This is a genomic window from Arsenicicoccus cauae, assembly GCF_043162025.1.
GTDB classification, from domain to species: Bacteria; Actinomycetota; Actinomycetes; order Actinomycetales; family Dermatophilaceae; genus Arsenicicoccus; species Arsenicicoccus cauae.
This window is the reverse complement of record NZ_CP171001.1, coordinates 1,511,240-1,530,388: the sequence shown is the minus strand read 5'-3', so window position 1 is coordinate 1,530,388 and position 19,149 is coordinate 1,511,240. Positions and strand designations below refer to the sequence as shown.

18 protein-coding genes and 1 pseudogene are annotated in these 19,149 nt (G+C 72.8%); 11 read left to right on the top strand and 8 right to left on the bottom strand.

The genetic code is table 11. The annotated features are described in order from the left end of the window. Positions 1 to 4: 4 nt before the first annotated feature. Complete coding sequence (locus ACF3NS_RS07230) at positions 5 to 652, top strand: hypothetical protein (RefSeq protein WP_230082625.1); 648 nt, start codon at positions 5 to 7, stop codon at positions 650 to 652. A 213-nt stretch (positions 653 to 865) separates the two neighbouring features. Here the strand turns inward: ACF3NS_RS07230 and ACF3NS_RS07225 are convergent, their stop codons facing one another. After that, positions 866 to 1,639 (bottom strand): DUF4031 domain-containing protein, encoded by a 774-nt coding sequence (locus ACF3NS_RS07225; RefSeq protein WP_392468876.1) that lies wholly within the window; start codon positions 1,637 to 1,639, stop codon positions 866 to 868. 155 nt (positions 1,640 to 1,794) lie between these two features. Here ACF3NS_RS07225 and ACF3NS_RS07220 point away from each other — a divergent pair, with 155 nt between their 5' ends. Next, positions 1,795 to 2,085 carry a WXG100 family type VII secretion target gene (locus tag ACF3NS_RS07220; protein WP_392468874.1) on the top strand — a complete coding sequence of 97 codons (291 nt, stop codon included), beginning with the start codon at positions 1,795 to 1,797 and terminating at the stop codon, positions 2,083 to 2,085. Positions 2,086 to 2,177: 92 nt separating this feature from the next. Here ACF3NS_RS07220 and ACF3NS_RS07215 read toward each other — a convergent pair whose 3' ends face one another. From ACF3NS_RS07215 to ACF3NS_RS07185, 7 genes and pseudogenes are all read right to left on the bottom strand, one after another. Then, positions 2,178 to 3,020: an EamA family transporter gene (locus tag ACF3NS_RS07215; RefSeq protein ID WP_392469096.1), complete on the bottom strand. Its 843-nt coding sequence runs from the start codon at positions 3,018 to 3,020 to the stop codon at positions 2,178 to 2,180. Positions 3,021 to 3,493: 473 nt separating this feature from the next. Continuing rightward, positions 3,494 to 5,118, bottom strand: a pseudogene (gene groL / locus ACF3NS_RS07210) (chaperonin GroEL). A gap of 467 nt (positions 5,119 to 5,585) precedes the next feature. Then, positions 5,586 to 6,023 carry a hypothetical protein gene (locus ACF3NS_RS07205; protein WP_019284358.1) on the bottom strand — a complete coding sequence of 146 codons (438 nt, stop codon included), beginning with the start codon at positions 6,021 to 6,023 and terminating at the stop codon, positions 5,586 to 5,588. Positions 6,024 to 6,074: 51 nt separating this feature from the next. After that, positions 6,075 to 7,136 carry a P1 family peptidase gene (locus ACF3NS_RS07200; protein WP_392468871.1) on the bottom strand — a complete coding sequence of 354 codons (1,062 nt, stop codon included), beginning with the start codon at positions 7,134 to 7,136 and terminating at the stop codon, positions 6,075 to 6,077. A gap of 93 nt (positions 7,137 to 7,229) precedes the next feature. Then, on the bottom strand, positions 7,230 to 7,523 hold the full coding sequence (locus ACF3NS_RS07195; protein WP_154592311.1) for a DUF3263 domain-containing protein: 294 nt from the start codon (positions 7,521 to 7,523) through the stop codon (positions 7,230 to 7,232). A 73-nt stretch (positions 7,524 to 7,596) separates the two neighbouring features. Next, positions 7,597 to 10,146 (bottom strand): ABC transporter permease, encoded by a 2,550-nt coding sequence (locus ACF3NS_RS07190; protein WP_392468868.1) that lies wholly within the window; start codon positions 10,144 to 10,146, stop codon positions 7,597 to 7,599. Between the two features lie 3 nt (positions 10,147 to 10,149). Next, positions 10,150 to 10,986 (bottom strand): ABC transporter ATP-binding protein, encoded by an 837-nt coding sequence (locus ACF3NS_RS07185; protein ID WP_392468866.1) that lies wholly within the window; start codon positions 10,984 to 10,986, stop codon positions 10,150 to 10,152. A gap of 274 nt (positions 10,987 to 11,260) precedes the next feature. Here ACF3NS_RS07185 and ACF3NS_RS07180 point away from each other — a divergent pair, with 274 nt between their 5' ends. The 9 genes from ACF3NS_RS07180 to ACF3NS_RS07140 all read left to right on the top strand — a co-directional run bounded on the left by ACF3NS_RS07180 (position 11,261) and on the right by ACF3NS_RS07140 (position 19,055). Next, positions 11,261 to 11,941, top strand: a complete 681-nt coding sequence (locus ACF3NS_RS07180; RefSeq protein ID WP_288798861.1) for a uracil-DNA glycosylase — start codon at positions 11,261 to 11,263, stop codon at positions 11,939 to 11,941. After that, on the top strand, positions 11,938 to 12,774 hold the full coding sequence (locus ACF3NS_RS07175) for an SGNH/GDSL hydrolase family protein (protein ID WP_392468863.1): 837 nt from the start codon (positions 11,938 to 11,940) through the stop codon (positions 12,772 to 12,774). Before ACF3NS_RS07180 ends, ACF3NS_RS07175 begins: the two co-directional genes overlap by 4 nt. Before the next feature lie 174 nt (positions 12,775 to 12,948). Continuing rightward, the gene (locus tag ACF3NS_RS07170) at positions 12,949 to 13,965 is read left to right on the top strand and encodes an LLM class F420-dependent oxidoreductase (RefSeq protein ID WP_392468862.1); all 1,017 of its coding nucleotides are present in this window, start codon (positions 12,949 to 12,951) and stop codon (positions 13,963 to 13,965) included. 74 nt (positions 13,966 to 14,039) lie between these two features. Beyond that, positions 14,040 to 15,191, top strand: coding sequence for an acyl-CoA dehydrogenase family protein (locus tag ACF3NS_RS07165; protein WP_392468858.1), 1,152 nt, complete (start codon positions 14,040 to 14,042; stop codon positions 15,189 to 15,191). Positions 15,192 to 15,266: 75 nt separating this feature from the next. Continuing rightward, positions 15,267 to 16,031 (top strand): SDR family NAD(P)-dependent oxidoreductase, encoded by a 765-nt coding sequence (locus ACF3NS_RS07160; RefSeq protein ID WP_392468856.1) that lies wholly within the window; start codon positions 15,267 to 15,269, stop codon positions 16,029 to 16,031. A gap of 151 nt (positions 16,032 to 16,182) precedes the next feature. Beyond that, positions 16,183 to 17,412 (top strand): glycine oxidase ThiO, encoded by a 1,230-nt coding sequence (thiO, locus tag ACF3NS_RS07155; RefSeq protein WP_392468854.1) that lies wholly within the window; start codon positions 16,183 to 16,185, stop codon positions 17,410 to 17,412. 9 nt (positions 17,413 to 17,421) lie between these two features. Next, positions 17,422 to 17,622, top strand: a complete 201-nt coding sequence (gene thiS, locus ACF3NS_RS07150; RefSeq protein WP_154592318.1) for a sulfur carrier protein ThiS — start codon at positions 17,422 to 17,424, stop codon at positions 17,620 to 17,622. Positions 17,623 to 17,628: 6 nt separating this feature from the next. Then, positions 17,629 to 18,438 carry a thiazole synthase gene (locus ACF3NS_RS07145; protein ID WP_154592319.1) on the top strand — a complete coding sequence of 270 codons (810 nt, stop codon included), beginning with the start codon at positions 17,629 to 17,631 and terminating at the stop codon, positions 18,436 to 18,438. Next, positions 18,438 to 19,055 carry a thiamine phosphate synthase gene (locus ACF3NS_RS07140; protein ID WP_154592320.1) on the top strand — a complete coding sequence of 206 codons (618 nt, stop codon included), beginning with the start codon at positions 18,438 to 18,440 and terminating at the stop codon, positions 19,053 to 19,055. Before ACF3NS_RS07145 ends, ACF3NS_RS07140 begins: the two co-directional genes overlap by 1 nt. Positions 19,056 to 19,149: the final 94 nt, after the last annotated feature.

Sequence of the window (19,149 nt, the reverse complement as noted above, 5' to 3'; positions counted from 1 at the left end):
CCGCATGGACGACCTCGTTGCCGCCTGCCAGGCGGACCTGCAGGCTCTCGCCCCCCGCGCCGACGCGGTCCTCCTCGAGCGGGCGGCCACCCGGCTCGTCGACCTCTGGCGCGAGCCGCACCGCGTCTACCACGGCATCCACCATCTGGCCGAGATGCTCGCGGTCCTCGGGCGCCTCGCTGCCGACGACGCCCTCACGCCACCCCAGCTGCTGGCCTGCCGCGTGGCGGCGTGGCTGCACGACGCGGTCTACGACGTCCCCGCCGAGCCGGGTGCCAACGAGCAGGCCAGCGCGGCGCTCGCCGTCGAGCTGCTCGACGAGCTGGACGCCGACGTGGACCTGATCGAGCTGGTCGCGTCGCTGGTCCAGGCGACCACCGACCACGAGGTGGCGGGCGACCCCGTGCACGGCGCCTTCCTCGACGCCGACCTGTGGATCCTCGGGGCGCCGGCGGACCGCTTCGACGAGTACTGCCGCCAGGTGCGAGCCGAGTACTCCTCGGTCCCGGACGAGGCCTACCGGGCCGGTCGCTCCCGGATCCTCGCGGCCCTGCTGGACCGCCCGCAGATCTATGCCACGACGCGCGCCCGCACGGCCTGGGAGGCCGCCGCCCGCGCCAACGTCGAGCACGAGCTGGCCCGGCTGGCATGAGCGACGACCCATCCTGACCTGGTCGCACCGGGGAGAGAGGACCGTATGCCCCGCAGCTCGTTGGTCGGGCTCAGCGTGGCGGATGGGCTCAGGGCCTGGACCGTCCTGTCGACCATCGGCAGCCTGGTGGGCTCGGGACTGTCGCGGTGGCCTGGGCGCTCGTCTGAGCTGCCGTCCGGTCGGACGCTGCCCGGCTGGTTCCTCCAGAGCGCGTCAGCGGTGCTGCAGGAACCAGTCGAGCACCGGCCACCAGAACTGCGGCGAGCAGCGCTCGCGGACCTCGTCGAGCGGCACCCAGACCGCGTCGTGGACCTCGGTGCGGTAGGGCGTCAGCGAGGGCCCGTCCACGTCGAGGTCCGCGGCGTAGATCGCGACGTGGCAGTGCGGGAGGTGGGGCCACCGGGGCGACGGCCGGCTCTGGGTGATCCGCTCGTAGCCGATCGGCCGCAGCAGCGCCTCGTCGAGCACCAGACCGGTCTCCTCGCGGACCTCGCGGACGGCGCCCGCGCGCGGGCTCTCGCCGGGCTCGCGGGCGCCAGCGGGGGCCTCCCATCCCCCTCGGGCGCGGCTGTGCACCATCAACAGGCGGTCGGCCCGGTCGAAGACGAAGGTCGCCGCCGCGGTGGTCGTCGGCTCGGGGGGCTCCTGGTGGGAGACGACGACATCCAGATGGTGCCGCCCGGCGACGGTCGGGACGACGTCCACGTAGCGACCCATCGGGCGCTCCCCCTTGCGCTTGCGGAAGCGCAGGCCGGTGGTGTGGAGCAGCCGGACCAGCTCGCGCCCGTCGACCAGTCGGGCACCCGCCGCGACGACCTCGGCGTGCCGTTCCTGCGGGACGTCGTAGTGGTCCCCGTCGTAGGACCGCGGGGGCAGCCCGACCTGCGCGGCGAACGCGTGCAGCTCGGCGTAGGAGTGGTCGGAGATGAGGTGCGCGAAGTGTCGACCGTGCGCGGGCCACTGCGGAGCGTCGACATAGAGCGTCACGCGGTCACCGTCCCCATGCGGTCAGGCTAACCGACCCCGCCTGTGGACGAGCGGACGGGGTCACGCGGCGAGCCGTGCAGAGTTGGTCCTAGCCGATCGGGGAGCACCTGACGGACCGGGCCACCAGGGTCGGACTCGAGCAAAGGACCAGGACCATGAGCGCAACCTTCACCGTCGACACCGAGCGCATCTCCGCGGCCTCGGCCGACATCGGCCAGATCTCCGCGGAGATCGAGACGCAGGTCGGGGCCATGATGGGCCGCCTCAGCGCCCTGCAGGACGCCTGGCAGGGCAGCGCGTCCGCCGGCTTCCAGGGCGTCATTGCGCAGTGGCGCGGCACCCAGTCGCAGGTCCGCGAGTCGCTGGAGTCGATCAACCGGCTGCTCCAGCAGGCCGGGGTGCAGTATGCCGACACCGAGCAGGCCAACACCGCGATGTTCCGCTGACCCACGAGCTCCCGGGCGGGCCATGGGCTCGCCCGCCCGGGTCGGGAGGGTCGCGGCAGGGGGTCCCCCAGCCCTGCCGCGGCCTTCTCCCGTCACAGGCCTGCCGGCTCCGCAGGCGGGTGCTCGCGGTCCGGCACGTCCGGGCGGGGCCGGCGGCGCGGGCCGAGGACGCCCAGGGCCATCAGCACTCCGAGGATGATGACCACCGCCCCCACGAGGCCGACGACCGTGGGGGTCTCGCCGTTGTAGAAGTACGCGGCGACGGTGCCGATGACCGGCACGAACATCGACCACGGCGACACCGTCGATGCCGCGTGACGGGACAGCAGCAGATTCCACAGGCCGTAGCCCGCCATCGAGGCGCCATAGGTGACGAACGCCAGCCCCAGCACCGACGTCGTGGTCAGGTGCGTCAGCGCGTGCAGGTCACGCTCCCAGCCCTCCAGCCAGAGGGACAGGCCGAGCAGCGGCAACGGCGCCACGAGCGCCGACCAGACCACCAGGGAGAAGCCGTCCCGCGGCGGCCGGCGCCGGGTGAGAACGTTGCCCATCCCCCACGACGCCGCGGCCGCGATCGTCATCAGGAACGGCAGCACCGGCGCTGCCGCCATGAACTCCCAGCCCACCACCACCATGCCGGCGACGCCGATGGCGATGCCCGCCACCTGCCAGCGCGTCGGCAGCTCCCGCAGCACCAGGGCCGCGATGCCCACCGTGAACACCGTCTGGATCTGCAGCACCAACGACGCCAGGCCCGCCGGCATGCCGAGGTTCATCGCCGTGTAGAGCAACGCGAACTGCCCCGCCGACATCGTCGCCCCGCACGCCAGCACCGTCCGCCACCCGTTGCCCGGAGGACGCACGAACAGCACCGCGGGGAAGGCGACCAGCATGAACCTCAGCGCCGCGAACAGCAGCGGCGGGATCGCCTCCATCCCATACTTCGCCGCCACGAAGTTGACGCCCCAGATGAGGATCACCGCGCAGGCGAGGAAGGTGTCCTTGCGGGGCATCATGCCGTGGCTCCTGCAGCGTCGTGGGTGTGGTCCGACCACGACTCTCCCCCGACCGGCCACCGGCGCGCACGTCCACCCACGGATCGGACGGCATGACCTCGCTCACGTACCCACCGGCCGCGGCATACGGCCCGGTCGCCGGTCCCGCCCCCGAGCGTGCACGGCTGCTGCACACCCGACCTCCTCCCCGGCGAGATCCGTGGCGGCAAGACACCCACTGGTGCCCACCCACCCCTACGGGCAGCCGTTGCGCACGCGAGGGGCGGCCCACCGCGATCGGTGAGCCGCCCCTCGTCTTCTGCGTCAGAGCTGAGCCCTTTGGGCTTCTTCCTCGAACTCCGCTACGGCCGGGTCCTCGCAAGCTCGGGCCCAACCTTCGCACACGTCCTTCGTCAGAAGCCCATGCCACCCATGTCGTCGCCGCCCGGCGCAGCCGCGCAGCCTTCTCCGGCTTGTCGGCGATGACGGCCTCGGTGGTGAGGAACAGCGCCGCGATCGAGGCGGCGTTCTCCAGGGCGGAGCGGGTGACCTTGGCCGGGTCGATGATGCCGGCCTTGATCATGTCGACGTACTCGCCCGAGGCAGCGTTCAGGCCCTCGCCCGGGGTGAGGTTGCGGACCTTCTCCGCCACGACGCCCCCCTCGAGGCCGGCGTTGACGGCGATCTGCTTGAGCGGAGCCTCGGCGGCCACGCGGACGATGTTGGCACCCACGGCCTCCTCGCCCTCCAGCGAGAGCGTGCCGAAGGCAGCGTCGGTGGCCTGCAGCAGGGCCACGCCACCACCGGCGACGATGCCCTCCTCGACGGCCGCCTTGGCGTTGCGCACGGCGTCCTCGATGCGGTGCTTGCGCTCCTTGAGCTCGACCTCGGTGGCCGCGCCCGCCTTGATGACGGCGACGCCGCCGGCGAGCTTGGCGAGGCGCTCCTGCAGCTTCTCGCGGTCGTAGTCGGAGTCGCTGCGCTCGATCTCGGAACGGATCTGGCCCACGCGACCGGCGATCTGGTCGGCATCGCCCGCGCCCTCGACGATGGTCGTCTCGTCCTTGGTGACCACGACCTTGCGCGCACGGCCGAGCATGTCGAGCTCGGTGGTGTCGAGCTTGAGGCCGACCTCCTCGGAGATGACCTGGCCACCGGTGAGGATGGCGATGTCGCCGAGCATGGCCTTGCGACGGTCACCGAAGCCCGGGGCCTTGACGGCGACGGACTTGAAGGTGCCGCGGATCTTGTTGACGATCAGCGTGGACAGGGCCTCGCCCTCGACGTCCTCGGCGATGATCGCGAGCGGCTTGCCGGACTGCATGACCTTCTCCAGCAGCGGCAGGACGTCCTTGATCGCCGAGATCTTGGAGTTGACGATGAGGATGTAGGGGTCCTCGAGGACGACCTCCATGCGCTCGGTGTCGGTGACGAAGTAGGGCGCGATGTAGCCCTTGTCGAAGCGCATGCCCTCGGTGAGCTCGAGCTCGAGGCCGAAGGTGTTGGACTCCTCGACGGTGATGACACCTTCCTTGCCGACCTTGTCCATGGCCTCGGCGATGAGCTCGCCGATCTGGGGGTCAGCGGCGGAGATCGAGGCGGTGGAGGCGATCTGCTCCTTGGTCTCGATGTCCTTGGCCATGTCGAGCAGCTCGGCGGAGACGGCCTTGACGGCGGCCTCGATGCCGCGCTTGAGCGCCATGGGGTTGGAGCCGGCCGCGACGTTGCGCAGGCCCTCCTTGACCATGGCCTGCGCGAGGACGGTGGCGGTGGTGGTGCCGTCACCGGCGACGTCGTCGGTCTTCTTGGCGACCTCCTTGACGAGCTCGGCCCCGATCTTCTCGTACGGGTCCTCGAGCTCGATCTCCTTGGCGATGGACACGCCGTCGTTGGTGATGGTGGGGGCTCCCCACTTCTTCTCCAGCACGACGTTGCGGCCCTTGGGGCCCAGGGTGACGCGGACGGCGTCGGCAAGGGTGTTCATGCCACGCTCGAGACCGCGGCGGGCCTCTTCGTCGAAGGCAATCAGCTTGGCCATTCGGGGGGTTCCTCCCACGCGAAACGGATGTGTCGGCCGCATGACGCCCGCGACGGACGACCCACCCCGGCGAGGTTCAGGTCACCTCGCGGCGCAGGCCTCGGCACACGGCCAGGACTTATCACTCTCGATACGAGAGTGCTAAGTACATGATTAGCACTCGGCACACCCGAGTGCAAATGGCGACGGTGCCGTATGCCGGACGCCTCCGGCGCCCATGAAGGATCCCCACGACGCGAGCTCGCGCAGGCCCTCGAGCCGCTCGGCGCCTGCCGGGCGGGCATACCAGAAGCCCTGCGCAAGGGGCACCGGGGTCGTAGGCGCGCCAGGGCTCGCGCGCCCGGCGCGTCCGCTGCATCAAGTATGACGAGCGTTACTCTCCGCGTCTGAAGAAATCGCTTCCATGACGCCGACCGGGCCCAGCGAGACTGCGTCGCCGGGCCGCTCGGGTCCCGTCAGGCCGGTCGTCAGGAGGCCGCGGCCCTCAGCTCGCCGTCGGCCTCGCTGCTCACGGGGTCGTCCAGGTCGTCGACGTAGACCACGACCAGGTCCCGCGCGGGGTTGGACTCGATCTCGCCCAGCAGCCACCGCCACGCCACGAGGTTGGGGTGGTCGACCGAGGTGCAGGCCTCGGCCGGCGACAGGTCGTCGACGGCCCGGCGCAGCACCTCCGCCGACACCGGCAGCGTCTCGGTCGTCCGGCTGTGCCGCACCAGCCGGCCGAGCACCACCGCGGGCAGGTAGCCCGCGCCGCGGTTGACGCACGGGAACTCCCACTCCGGCTCCGACGAGGCCGCGCTGATCCCCACCGCCCACAGGGCCGGCCGACGCCACCCGGGCACGGTGGCCTCGGTGGCGTCGCGCATGGCGGCTAGCTTGTCCGGCGTGTCCCACTGCTCCGTCATACGACCACTCTCCCAGACTCGGGCGGCCGGGCCGGTCAGTCCCTCGGTCGGTCAGCCGTATGCCGAGGGGAAGGCCGCGCGGTAGGAGCGCCAGGCCGCGCCGCCGTCTGCCCTGCGGTCGACCGAGTCGGCCGCGAGCACGGCATGCATCACGGCACGCGTCACACAGTCCGCTCCCGCCTCCTGGACGAGGGCCAGCTCCGGCAGGGAGAGCTCGCGCTCGTGCCCGCCCGAGGCGAGAGCGAAGAGGGTGTCCCCGTCGAAGTAGGTGTGCACCGGCTTGAGCGCCCGCGCCAGCCCGTCGTGGGCCACGCCCGCCATCTTGTGGCACTGCGCCTTGCTGAGCCGCGCGTCCGTGGCGACCACGCCGATGGTCGTCGCCATGCCCGGCATCCCCGCGAACCGCTCGGGCAGGCCGGCGGCGACGGTGCGCGCGGCGGCGACCTCCTGCGCCGACGGCGGCATCAGGCCGGCGAGCTCGTCGTCGAGCTCGTGACGGGCGCCCCACAGCTCGCCGGTGGTCTCGTCCACCGCGGACCCGATGGCGTTGACCACGCACAGGGCGGCCACCGTGACACCGTCGTCGAGCACGCAGGACGCCGAGCCCACGCCGCCCTTGAAGCCGCCGACCTTGGCCCCCGTCCCGCCGCCGACGGCGCCCAGCGGCACCGGCCGGGCGCCCGAGTCGCGCGCGTCGGCATACGCCGCCTGGCCGTCCCGGAACCCGGGGTGGTGACGCCAGTCGCCGCCCCGCCCCAGGTCGAAGACCACGGCCGCGGGCACGATCGGGACGACCTGCCCGGGCGCACCCATGGGCCACCCGATGCCGTCCTCGAGCAGGCCCTGCGCGACGCCGTCGACCGAGGCCAGACCCAGGGCGGAACCGCCGGAGAGCACCACGGCGTTGACGCGGTCCACGAGGTTGCGGGGGTCGAGCAGGTCGGTCTCACGGGTGCCGGGGGCCGCGCCGCGCACGTCCACTCCGGCGACGCAGCCGCCGTCCGGCGGGAGCACGACGGTGGTCCCGGTCAGCCAGCCCGGCTCGTCCCGGGTCGCGTGACCGACCCGGAACCCGGCGACGTCGACGAGGGTGTTGGTGGGTCCGGTGCGCATGGCGGCGAATCTACCCCCGCGCCCGCGGCACGGCCCAGGGATGCCGATGGCCCCCGTCCTGTGGGAGGACGGGGGCCTACGGGTCCGTGGGGGTCAGAGCTGGACGCCGAGCCGGCGTGCTGACCTCGCGCGCTGTCGCTGGGCGCGCAGGCGCCGCAACCGCTTGACGAGCATGGGGTCGTGCTCCAATGCCGCCTGCGTGTCGATCAGCGCGTTGAGCACCTGGTAGTAGCGCGTCGCGCTCATGTCGAACAGCTCCTTGACGCACTGCTCCTTGGCGCCGTCGTACTTCCACCACTGCCGCTCGAAGGCGAGGATCTCGCGCTCCCGGTCGCTCAGGGAGGCGACGGGACGCTCGGCCGACGTGGGGTGCAGGGCGGCGCTCATGACCACCAGGGTAGCGGCCGAATCACACGCGTGTCATTCGTGCCGCCACCCCGGTCACCCACATGGTCCCCGGTCACTCGGTCTGGATCGCCCGCAGCACGTCCATGCGGGCGGCGCGGTGGGCGGGCCACAGCGCGGCGAGCACACCCACGACGCCCGCCACCACGAGGAAGGCGACGAGCTGCAGCCACGGCACGTGCAGGTGCAGGCCGTCGCCCTCGAGCGCCCGGATGAGGGCGTAGCCGAAGACGAGGCCCATGCCGAGCCCGAGCACGGAGCCGAGCAGGGCGATCGCCACGGACTCCAGGCGCATCATCCGGCGCAGCTGGCCGCGCCCCAGACCGATGGCGCGCAGCAGCCCGATCTCACGGGTCCGCTCGATCACCGACAGCGCGAGCGTGTTGATGATGCCGAGCACGGCGATGATGATCGCCAGCAGGAGCAGGCCGTAGATCATCAGCAGCAGCTGGTCGATGCTCTTGGCCTGGGCGTCCGCGAACTCCTGCTGGTCCTGCAGGGTCACCATCGGCAAGTCCTTGACGACCGCCTCCAGCCTGGCGCGCGCCGCGGCCTTGTCGGTGCCCGGGGCGAGGTCGACGGTCACCTGGCTGTCGACGGGTGGCACGCCCGCCCTGGTCAGCGTCCCGAGCGTGGTCACCACGCCCCCGCCGGCGCCGTCGGGGTGCGAGGACAGCGCGACGACGGTGAGGGGCAGCGGCGTGTCGCCGAGGGTGTAGTCCACGCGTTGGCCGACCCGCCAGCCCTTGTCGGTCGCGGTCTTGCGGTCCACGATCATCGTGCCGTCGCCGAAGTCGGCGAGGGACCCGGCCACGACGGTCCCGGCGAGGATCCTGTCGAAGTCCTTCTCCCCGATGGCCCCCACGGTCTCGGGGGCGCCGGCGAGCTGAGCCCGCACCATGCGGTAACGGTGCACCCCGGCGACCCCCTCGACCTTGGCAGCCTGGTCCGCGATCGTGGGCGAGAACGGCTGGAAGGTCGGGTTGGAGTAGAGGTAGTCCCCGCGCAGCGCCTCCTCGATGCCGTCGCGGGTGCTCGTCTTGGCGGACTGGCCGAGCACGGCCATCGTCGTCACCAGGGTCAGCCCGATCATCAACGCGGACGCGGTGGCGGCGGTGCGGCGGGGGTTGCGCACGGCGTTCTGCTCTGCGAGCGCGCCGACCTGGCCGTAGACCGCCCGGTAGAGGCGTCCGAGCGCCCACAGGACCGGCTTGCCGAGGATCGGGGAGATGAAGGCGACGCCGAGCAGGGTGAGCAGCGCCCCGGCGCCGATCCACCAGAGGCGTTGCGGCGCACCGTCCCAGAAGAGCCCGGCGAGCAGGGCGCCGACCCCGACCCCGGTCATGACCGAGCCAAGGACGATCCGGCGCCCGAGGTCGGACTTGCCGGTCATCGCGTCGCCGGTCATCGCAGCGACAGGAGGCACGCTCGAGGCCTTCCGCGCCGGGGCGTAGGCGGCGAGCATCGTGACGAGCAGCCCGACGCCATACGCCGAGAGGACCGGCGCCGGCGTCAGCCGTGGCCGCACCGAGCCCATGTCCAGCCCCACGGCGGCGAACATCGCCGCGATCGCCATCGCCACGCCCAGCCCGAGGACCAGGCCGAGGGTGGACCCGACCAGGCCGACCACGAAGGCCTCGAAGAGCACCGACCGCCGCACCTGCGGCCGGCTGGCGCCCATGGCCCGCAGCAGCGCGAGCTCGCGCGAGCGCTGCGCGACCAGGATCGAGAAGGTGTTGACGATGAGGAAGGACCCGACCACGAGGGCGATGAACGCGAAGACGAGCAGGAAGGTCGAGATGAAGCCGAGCGACGACGCGGCGGAGTCCTCGTTGCGCTTGGCGAGGGTCGACCCCGTCACGGTCTCGAAGCCCGCCGGCGCCACCGCGGCCACCCGCTCGGCCAGCGCGTCGACGTCCTGGCCGGGCCTGGCCGTCACCCAGGCCATCTGCCAGGCGTCCTTGCCGCCCATCCACTGGGTCTGGGCGGTCCTGGCGTCGACCATCGCGTAGGTCGCCCCACCGGTGGACTCCTTGGCACCCCACAGCACCGTGCCGACGATCCGGACCGGCATGGACGGCTTGGCGCCCGAGCTGGCGATCGTGATGGTGTCGCCGAGCTGGTAGCCGGAGCGCGACAGCGACGTGGGATCGATGGCGACCTCCCCGGCCCCGGACGGCATACGGCCGGACTTGATGACCATGCCCGGCTGCCCGCCGTAGGCCGGCGCGTCGACGACGTTGCCACCGATCGCGGGGGCGCCCTGGCCACCGATCACCTTGCCGTTCTTGCCGATCAGGAAGGCGTCGGGCACGGTCACGACCCCGATGGCCGACTGCACCCCGTCGACCCGGCCGATGGCCTCGACCTGCTCCTGGGTGATCGTGCCGCGGCTCTGGCCGCTCATGACCTCCTGGTCGCCGGCCCGCTGCTGGACGTTCACGTCTGCGACGGTGCCGTTCATGATGCCGTTGAAGGTCTGCTGCAGCATGTCGGTGAAGACGAGCGAGCCGGCGACGAAGGACACCCCGAGCACGATCGCCAGGGCGCTCATGAGGAGCCGGAGCTTGCGCCCCAGCAAGGACTTCCACGATGCGCGCAGCATGGCTCAGACCCCGCTCGGCAGGGACTCGCGGCGGGCGCGGGCCATCTCGTCGAGGTGGGACATGGTCTCCAGCACCGCCTCTCGGCCGGGGCTGAGCAGCTCGCTGACGATCTGTCCGTCGGCGAGGAAGACCACCCGGTCGCAGTAGGCGGCGGCGACGGGGTCGTGGGTGACCATCACGATGGTCTGGCCGAACTCGTCGACGCTGCGCCGCAAGAAGCCCAGGATCTCGGCCCCGGAGCGGGAGTCGAGGTTGCCGGTCGGCTCGTCGGCAAAGATGATCTGCGGCTTGCTGACCAGGGCGCGGGCGCACGCGACGCGCTGCTGCTGGCCTCCGGACAGCTCGGATGGCTTGTGCTGCAGCCGGTCTCGCAGGCCGACGGTGTCGATGACGGTGTCGTACCACGCGGGGTCGGGCTTGCGTCCGGCGATCGACAGCGGCAGCAGGATGTTCTCCTCCGCGGTCAGGGTCGGGATGAGGTTGAAGGCCTGGAAGACGAACCCGATGCGGTCGCGCCGCAGCTCGGTGAGCTGGCGGTCCTTGAGCGCGCCGATCTCGGTGTCGCCGACGAACACCTGCCCGGCCGTGGGGGCGTCGAGCCCGGCCGCGCAGTGCATGAGCGTGGACTTGCCGGATCCCGAGGGCCCCATGACGGCCGTGAACCGCCCCTTCTCGAAGGCGATGTCGACCCCGCCTAGCGCGACGACCCGGGCGTCTCCGTGGCCGTAGACCTTGGCGAGCCCACGCGTCGAGGCCGCGACCTCGCCCTGGACCACCTCCGGCTCGTATGCCGACGCGCCGGCCTCCTGCCGTCCCGCCGTCTCGGCCGCCGGCCCCACGGTCTCCACCGTCTCGGCCGCCGGCTCCGCCCTCTCGGCTGGCGGTTCCGCCTGACGGCGCGCGTGACGTGGCCGCTGCGTGCTGAACAGTCCCATCTGTGGTGTCCCCCTCCGCTGAGTGCCCGCTTGCGCGGGTCCGGTGGCGCCCGACCGGGAGGCCGAGCGCTGCTGCTCCCGACGCTAGCGGCCTCACGCCGCGTCAGGCCCAGGGGAAACCCCTGGCCGCACCCTGAGCGACGCCTGAGGGGGCGGGCCGGCGTCTAGGGTGGTCGCCGTGAGCCCGCCCCAGCCGCTGTCCGCGATCGTCCACCCCACGTGGGCCGCTGCCCTGGAGCCGGTGGCGGACCAGGTCCGGGCCATGGGGGACTTCCTGCGGGCGGAGGTCGCGGCGGGGCGCCCCTACCTGCCTGCCGGTGCCCACGTGCTGCGGGCGTTCGAGCAGCCGCTGCCGGACGTGCGGGTCCTGATCGTCGGGCAGGACCCCTATCCCACGCCGGGGCACGCCGTCGGCCTGTCCTTCTCGGTGGCGCCGGACGTGCGCCCGATCCCGCGCTCGCTCGTCAACATCTATTCTGAGCTGACGACCGATCTCGGTGTGCCGCAGCCCAGCTCGGGGGACCTCACGCCCTGGTCCGAGCACGGCGTGCTGCTGCTCAACCGCGTGCTGACCGTGCAGCCCGGCAAGCCCGCGAGCCACCGCGGCAAGGGCTGGGAGGCCGTCACCGCGCAGGCGATCACGGCGCTCGTCGATCGAGGCGGACCGCTGGTCGCCATCCTGTGGGGTCGCGACGCCCGCAACCTGGCGCCCCACCTTCCCGGCATACCATGCATCGAGTCCGCCCACCCCTCACCGCTGTCCGCGCACGCCGGGTTCTTCGGCTCGCGACCGTTCAGCCGCGCCAACGCCGCCCTGCAGGAGCAGGGTGGCGAACCCATCGACTGGAGGCTCCCGTGAGCATCGCTCGTGACCCGAGGTCCTGGAGCCGCTACGTCGCCGTCGGCGACTCCTTCACCGAGGGGATGAACGACCCGGACCTGGCCTCTCCCGGGGGTGACGCGTATGCCGGTTGGGCCGACCGCCTCGCGTCGATGCTGGCCGTCGTGGCCGCCAAGGACGGCCGCGAGATGCGCTACGCCAACCTCGCGATCCGGGGGCGGCTGCTCGACGACATCGTGACCCGCCAGGTCGACGACGCGCTCGCGCTGCAGCCCGACCTGGTGTCGATCGTGGGCGGGGGCAACGACATCCTGCGTCCCCGCGCCGACATCGACGCGCTGGCGTCCCGGCTCGAGGCCGCCGTGGCGCGCATCCGCGAGACCGGGGCAGACGTGCTCATGGCCACGCCGACCGACCCCAAGGAGGCGCCGCTCGTGGGCCTCACCCGCGGCCGGGTCGCGACGTACATCGCGCACATCGTCGCCATCGCGCAGCGCCACGAGTGCTACCTGCTCAACCAGTGGGCCCTGACACCGCTCACGGACTGGCGCATGTGGTCCGAGGACCGCATCCACATGACGCCGGACGGTCACGAGCGGGTGGCCGCCGAGGCCTTCCAGTCCCTCGGCTTCCCGCCCGAGCTCGCCGACTGGCGCACGCCGCTGCCGCCCATGACGGCCCCCGCTCGCTCGGAGGCGCTGCGAGGCAACGTCGAGTGGGCCCGCACCTACGTCGGGCCCTGGGTCCAGCGCCGCCTCACGGGCCGCTCGTCGGGTGACGGCCGCTCCCCCAAGTACCCCACGCTCCAGGTGGTCGACCCGCACCGCGCGTTCGCCCCCGCCCGTCACTGACCCCACCCCGCCGGCTGGTCACCTCCCGACACCCCACCCCGCCCACAACTGACCGCTCGGCGAGGGGGAGGGCGGGCGCCGTGACGGCGGTGGGGTTCGTCATACGGCCTCGTCCTGGTCCTGCCGGCACCCCACCGGCATACTGGCCGGTAATCCAACGGTGAGGAGCAGGCGATGAAGCTGGGACTGGGACTGGGCTACTGGGGCGCGGGCAAGCCCGAGGGGGTCGAGGAGGCGGTCACGGCCGCCGAGGAGTGCGGGTTCGACTCCGTCTGGACGTCCGAGGCCTACGGGTCCGACGCCCTCACCCCCCTCGCCTGGCTCGGCGCCCGCACCACGCGCCTCACCCTGGGCACCGCCGTCATGCAGATGTCGGCGCGCACCCCCGCCGCCACCGCCATGGCCGCGATGACCATGGACCACCTCTCCGGCGGCCGGTTCGCCCTCGGGATCGGCGCCAGCGGCCCGCAGGTCGTCGAGGGGTGGTACGGCCAGCCCTACCGGCAGCCCCTCGCCCGGACCAGGGAGTATGTCGAGATCCTGCGCGCCGCCATGCGTCGGGACGTGGTGCAGCACACCGGCCGCCACTACCAGGTGCCGATCGAGGGCGGCACCGGTCTCGGCAAGCCCCTCAAGTCCACGCTGCACCCCGTCCGCGAGACCATCCCGATCCTGATCGCGGCCGAGGGCCCCAAGAACGTCGCGCTCACCGCCGAGATCGCCGACGGCTGGCTGCCGCTGTTCTACTCCCCCTACGAGGACTCGTTCTACCGCCGGTGCCTCGACGAGGGCTTCGCGGCGCGTGGTGAGCGCCCCGCCGACTTCGAGGTCGCGCTGCCCGTGCAGGTGGTGGTCGACGAGGACGTCGAGCGGGCGGCCGACCGGCTGCGTCCGCACATCGCGCTGTACGTCGGCGGGATGGGCGCCAAGGGGGCCAACTTCCACTACGAGGCCGTGGCGCGGCTGGGCTTCGAGGCGGAGTGCGAGCGCATCCAGGAGCTCTACCTCGCCGGCCGCAAGGAGGAGGCCGTGACCGCCGTGTCGACCGAGATGGTGTCGCGCGTCGCCCTCGTCGGCCCGGTCGCCAAGATCAAGGACGAGCTGGCCGCCTGGGAGGAGTCGCTGGTGACGACGATGGTCGTCCACGGCAGCGCCCGCACCGTGCGGCAGATCGCCGAGATCGTGCTGTAGGTCACGTCGCCGCCTCGTCGCGGCGGCTCTCCCGGCCCTGCGCCTTCCGCGACGTCAAGTCCTATCCTCGGGGCATGCCAGCCGAGCGCCTGATGCCCAACGACGAGTCCCAGGACCTCATCGACCTCACCCGCGAGATCTGCCGCGACAAGCTCGCCCCCCAGGTCGACGCCATGGAGGCCGCCCACGAGTTCCCCCGCGAGGTCTTCAGGCTGCTGGGGAGGTCGGGACTGCTCACCCTCGCCTACCCCGAGGAGCTGGGCGGTGGCGGCCAGCCCTACGAGGTCTACCTGCAGGTCGTCGAGGAGATCGCGTACGCCTGGATGTCGGTGGCCGTGGGCGTGTCGGTGCACTCGCTCACCTGCTTCCCGGTCGCGACCTATGGCACCGAGGAGCAGCAGCGTGACCTGCTGACCGGGATGCTCTCGGGTGAGCAGCTCGGGGCCTACTGCCTCTCCGAGCCGCAGGCGGGGTCCGACGTCGCATCGATGACGACCAGGGCCACCCGACAAGGGGACTCGGGTCCCTACACCCTCCGCGGCACCAAGGCGTGGATCTCGCACGCCGGCCACGCCGACTTCTACACGACCTTCGCCCGCACGAGCGACGAGGGCTCCAGGGGCATCTCCTGCTTCGTCGTGCCGGGTGACGCGCCGGGCCTGGGCTTCGCCGAGCCCGAGCGCAAGATGGGCCTGGACTGCGACACGGTCCGTCAGGTCTACTACGAGGGGGTCGAGGTCGACGAGGGCCGCCGCATCGGCGCGGAGGGACAGGGTATGCCGATCGCGCTGGCCGCCCTCGACGCGGGGCGTCTGGGCATCGCGGCGTGCGCCACGGGCCTGGCCCAGGCAGCCCTGGACGTGGCCGTGCGCTACGCCAGGGAGCGGGTGCAGTTCGGCCGCACGATCGGCGAGTTCCAGGGCCTGGCCTTCCTGCTCGCCGACATGGAGGCCCACGTGCAGCAGGCGCGCGCGACCTATCTGCTGGCTGCCCGGATGAAGGACGCCGGGCGTGAGGTCGGCAAGCAGGCGTCGGTGGCCAAGCTGACCGCCACGGACGCGGCCATGCAGGTCACGACCGACGCGGTGCAGGTGCTCGGCGGCGCCGGCTACACCATGGACTTCCCGGTCGAGCGATACCTGCGCGAGGCCAAGGTCACCCAGATCTTCGAGGGGACCAACCAGATCCAGCGCCTGGTCATCTCCCGGGCGCTGCTGCGCGGCTGACCCTCACCCCGCTGCCGCGGCACGCGGCACGCTCGCCCATCCCTTCGCCAATCTCCCACAAGGACAGGACAACTCTTGAAGATCACCGACCAGACCGTCGCCCTCGTCACCGGCGGCGGCTCCGGCCTCGGGGAGGCCACCACCCGCGCCCTGCACGCCGCCGGGGCGGCCGTCGTCATCGTCGACCTCGAGTCCTCGCGCGGCGCCGAGGTGGCGGCCCAGCTGGGCGACCGGGCGCGCTTCTGCGTCGCCGACGTCCGCGACGAGGCCCAGGTGCAGGCGGCGGTGGAGGCCGCGGCCGGGCTCGGGGAGCTGCGGGTCGCCGTGTCGTGCGCCGGCGTCGCCACACCGGGCCGCGTGGTGGGCCGCAAGGGCCCACTCCCCCTCGAGACGTTCAAGGCGGTCATCGACATCAACCTCGTCGGCACCTTCAACGTCATGCGCCTCGCGGCGGCGGCGATGGCCTCCAACGAGCCGGTCGACGGGGACCGCGGCGTCATCATCAGCACCGCGTCGATCGCGGCCTACGACGGGCAGGTCGGTCAGGCGGCCTACGCCTCCTCCAAGGCCGGCATCGTCGGCCTCACCCTGTCGGCCGCCCGCGACCTCGCGGACAAGGGCATCCGGGTGATGACCATCGCCCCCGGCATCATGGAGACGCCCATGATGGCCGGCATGCCGGAGGAGACCCGGGCCAGCCTGGGCGCCATGGTCCCGCACCCCTCGCGCCTCGGTCGCCCGGAGGAGTTCGCGGCCCTGACCGAGCACATCGTCGCCAACCCCATGCTCAACGGAGAGGTGATCCGCCTGGACGGCGCGCTGCGCATGCCGCCGCGCTGACTCCACCTCCTTGGGGCGCCCGACCGGCCACGACCGGTGGTGCGGCCCGGTGGCGCGACCCGGTGGTGCCGTCTCCCGCGCGGGTGCGACCACGGCCTAGGATGTTGAGGTCCTCGCGGGAGCCCGGAGCACCGGGCTGAGAGGAGACCTGATGTCTGGTCTCGACCGCCGCACCGGCCCGGTCATGCGGGTCAGGGAGATCGGAGCGCAGATGTCCTCACCGGGCCCCAGGGTCGTCGTCCTCGGCGGGGGTGTCGTCGGCCTCGCCTGCGCCTGGTCCCTGGCTCGTCGCGGCGCCGACGTCGAGCTGTGGGACCCCTCCCCCGGCCAGGGCGCGTCGCATGCCGCCGGCGGCATGCTGGCGCCGGTGAGCGAGGCGACCTACGAGGAGGAGGACCTGCTCGCCCTGGCCCTGGCGTCGCACGCCCGCTGGCCGGACTTTGCCGCGCGCCTCGAGGCCGGCTCCGACATCTCGCCCGACCTGCACACCGAGGGTGCCCTGCACGTGGGGATGGACCTGGACGATGCCCGGGAGGTATGGCGGACAGCCGACCTGCTGGAGCGCTACTCCCTGCCCTACCAACGACTCTCGTCGCGCGAGCTCCGCTGGGTGGCGCCGGCCCTGGCCCCCGGGGCGCGCACCGCGCTGCTGGTCGAGAGCGACCTGTGGGTCGACAACCGGTTCGTGGTCCAGGGGCTGCTGGCCGCGTCCGCCCGCGCGGGGGTCGAGCTGGTCCCGCGGCGCGGTGGGCTGGTCCTCGAGGACGGTCGGGTCGTCGGGGTGACCTCCTGCGACCACGGCCCGCCCCTCGAGTCCCGGTGCGACACCGTGGTGCTCGCGTCAGGCGTCGACAGCGGGGGCGTGCCCGGCGTGGCCGAGCTGGTGCACCTGCCCCTGCGCCCGGTCAAGGGCCAGATCCTGCGCATGTCGGGGGCGCGCGGCCTGCTCGGGCACACGGTCCGGGGGACGGTGCACGGCGACCACGTCTATCTCATCCCCCGGGCGACCGGGGAGCTCGTGATCGGCGCGACGTCCGAGGAGCTCGGCGACACCCAGGTCACCGGGCGCGGTCTGCTCGAGCTGCTCCGCGCCGCCACGACGCTGCTGCCGGAGGTGGGCGAGCTGACGCTCGTCGACGCCGTCGCCCGGCTGCGGCCCGGCACCCCGGACAACGGGCCGCTGCTCGGGCGGGTGGGCACGCCCGGCCTCGTCGTGGCGACCGGACACTTCCGCCACGGCATGCTGCTCGCCCCCGTCACCGCCGACCTGGTGACCGAGCTGGTCCTCGACGGCACCACCGACGTCGCCGAGGCGGCCCCCTTCGCAGCCACCCGCTACACCCCCACCCCGCTCCCACTCAGCCCACCGACACCACAGTGAGGACACGCCATGCAGATCACCATCAACGGTGAGACCCGTTCTCTCGCAGAGGGTCTCGACGTCGCCGGACTCGTCGCGGAGCTCGGGCTGACGCCCGACGGCATCGCCGTTGCCGTCGACCACGCCGTCGTGGCCCGCGGCCGGTGGCAGGGCCGCACGCTCGACGACGGCGCCCAGGTCGAGATCGTCACCGCCATGCAGGGAGGTTGAATCGCCATGACCACCACCACTCCTCACGCCGTTGCGAGCGACATACGGCAGGATGACCCGCTCGTCCTCGGAGGTCACGAGCTGTCCTCGCGGCTGTTCCTCGGCACGGGTGGCTCGCGGCGCATCGCCGACCTCGAGGCCGCGATCGTCGCCGCCCGGCCCAGCCTCGTGACCGTGGCGATGCGCCGCATCTCGACCTCGGGGCAGGACGACACGCTCGGCCTGCTGCGTCGCCTCGGGTGTCGGCTGCTGCCCAACACGGCCGGGTGCTACACGGCGCGCGAGGCCGTGCTCACCGCCCAGCTGGCCCGGGAGGCCCTCGGCACCGACCTGATCAAGGTCGAGGTCATCGCCGACGACCGCACCCTGCTGCCCGACGCCGTCGAGCTCCTCGACGCGTGCGAGCAGCTGGTGGACGACGGCTTCACCGTGCTGCCCTACACCACGGACGACCCCGTGGTGGCGCGCCGGCTCGCCGACCTCGGCTGCGCGGCCGTCATGCCGCTCGGGTCCCCCATCGGCTCGGGCCTCGGCATCCGCAACCCCCACAACATCGAGCTGATCCGCGAGGCCGTCTCCGTGCCCGTCGTCCTGGACGCCGGCCTCGGCACCGCCTCGGACGCCGCCCTCGCCATGGAGCTCGGCTGCGACGCCGTGCTCGTCGCCTCGGCGGTCACCCGCTCGGAGCGCCCGGCCGCGATGGCCGCCGCGATCCGGCACGCGACCATCGCGGGGCGGCTCGCCCACGGTGCCGGCCGCATCCCCGTCCGCCGGCACGCCCTCGCGTCCTCTCCCACGCAAGGCCGCATCGACTGATGCCCTCGCCGCTGCCCCTGCTGGTCCTCACGGACCGCTCGCAGCTGCCGCCCGGTCGCTCCTTGGTCGAGCAGGTCGGGCGGTGCGTCGACGCCGGGGCGCGGTGGGTGTGCCTGCGCGAGCGGGACCTGCCCGACGACCGCCGGCTCGCCCTCGCCACCTCGCTCGCGGGGGTGCTGCGGCCCGTGGGTGGCCGGCTCGTCGTGGCGGCTCCCCTTCCGGTCGCCGCGCCGTGGCGTGCCGTGGCCGACGGCGTGCACCTGCGCCGCAGCGATCCCGTCCCGCCGCACGCCCCGCTGGTGGGGCGCTCGACGCACGACGCGGCCGAGCTGCGCGCCGCGGCGGAGCAGGGCTGCGACTACGTCACGCTCTCGCCGTTTGCCGACACCACCTCCAAGCCGGGGTACGGCCCCGCGCTCGGACCCGCAGGACTACGGCGCGCGCTCGACGCCGTGGCCCTCGGCGACACGAAGGTCCTTGCCCTGGCAGGCATCTCGCCGAGCAACGCCGCCGAGGCCGTCGCCGCCGGCGCGCACGGGGTAGCCCTCATGGGCGACGTGATGCGCGCGGGCGACCCCGGCCGCGTCATACGAGAGCTGCTCGCGGCGCTCGACTGAGCCCGCCCGGCCCCGGGACCCGGCTGCCCTGGGGCGATGAAGCCGGTCCAGGCGGCGCCCCTGACGGCCCTCACGATCGTCCTCGCGGGATGCG

Excerpts from the sequence above, each read along its gene's own strand:
- thiS (WP_154592318.1), top strand. The coding sequence starts at position 17,422 with ATGCAGATCACCATCAACGGTGAGACCCGTTCTCTCGCAGAGGGTCTC.
- ACF3NS_RS07220 (WP_392468874.1), top strand. The coding sequence starts at position 1,795 with ATGAGCGCAACCTTCACCGTCGACACCGAGCGCATCTCCGCGGCCTCG.
- ACF3NS_RS07170 (WP_392468862.1), top strand. The coding sequence starts at position 12,949 with ATGAAGCTGGGACTGGGACTGGGCTACTGGGGCGCGGGCAAGCCCGAG.
- ACF3NS_RS07215 (WP_392469096.1), bottom strand. The coding sequence starts at position 3,020 with ATGGAGGCGATCCCGCCGCTGCTGTTCGCGGCGCTGAGGTTCATGCTG.
- ACF3NS_RS07190 (WP_392468868.1), bottom strand. The coding sequence starts at position 10,146 with ATGCTGCGCGCATCGTGGAAGTCCTTGCTGGGGCGCAAGCTCCGGCTC.
- ACF3NS_RS07140 (WP_154592320.1), top strand. The coding sequence starts at position 18,438 with ATGCCCTCGCCGCTGCCCCTGCTGGTCCTCACGGACCGCTCGCAGCTG.
- thiO (WP_392468854.1), top strand. The coding sequence starts at position 16,183 with ATGTCTGGTCTCGACCGCCGCACCGGCCCGGTCATGCGGGTCAGGGAG.
- ACF3NS_RS07230 (WP_230082625.1), top strand. The coding sequence starts at position 5 with ATGGACGACCTCGTTGCCGCCTGCCAGGCGGACCTGCAGGCTCTCGCC.
- ACF3NS_RS07145 (WP_154592319.1), top strand. The coding sequence starts at position 17,629 with ATGACCACCACCACTCCTCACGCCGTTGCGAGCGACATACGGCAGGAT.
- ACF3NS_RS07195 (WP_154592311.1), bottom strand. The coding sequence starts at position 7,523 with ATGAGCGCCGCCCTGCACCCCACGTCGGCCGAGCGTCCCGTCGCCTCC.
- ACF3NS_RS07200 (WP_392468871.1), bottom strand. The coding sequence starts at position 7,136 with ATGCGCACCGGACCCACCAACACCCTCGTCGACGTCGCCGGGTTCCGG.
- ACF3NS_RS07205 (WP_019284358.1), bottom strand. The coding sequence starts at position 6,023 with ATGACGGAGCAGTGGGACACGCCGGACAAGCTAGCCGCCATGCGCGAC.
- ACF3NS_RS07165 (WP_392468858.1), top strand. The coding sequence starts at position 14,040 with ATGCCAGCCGAGCGCCTGATGCCCAACGACGAGTCCCAGGACCTCATC.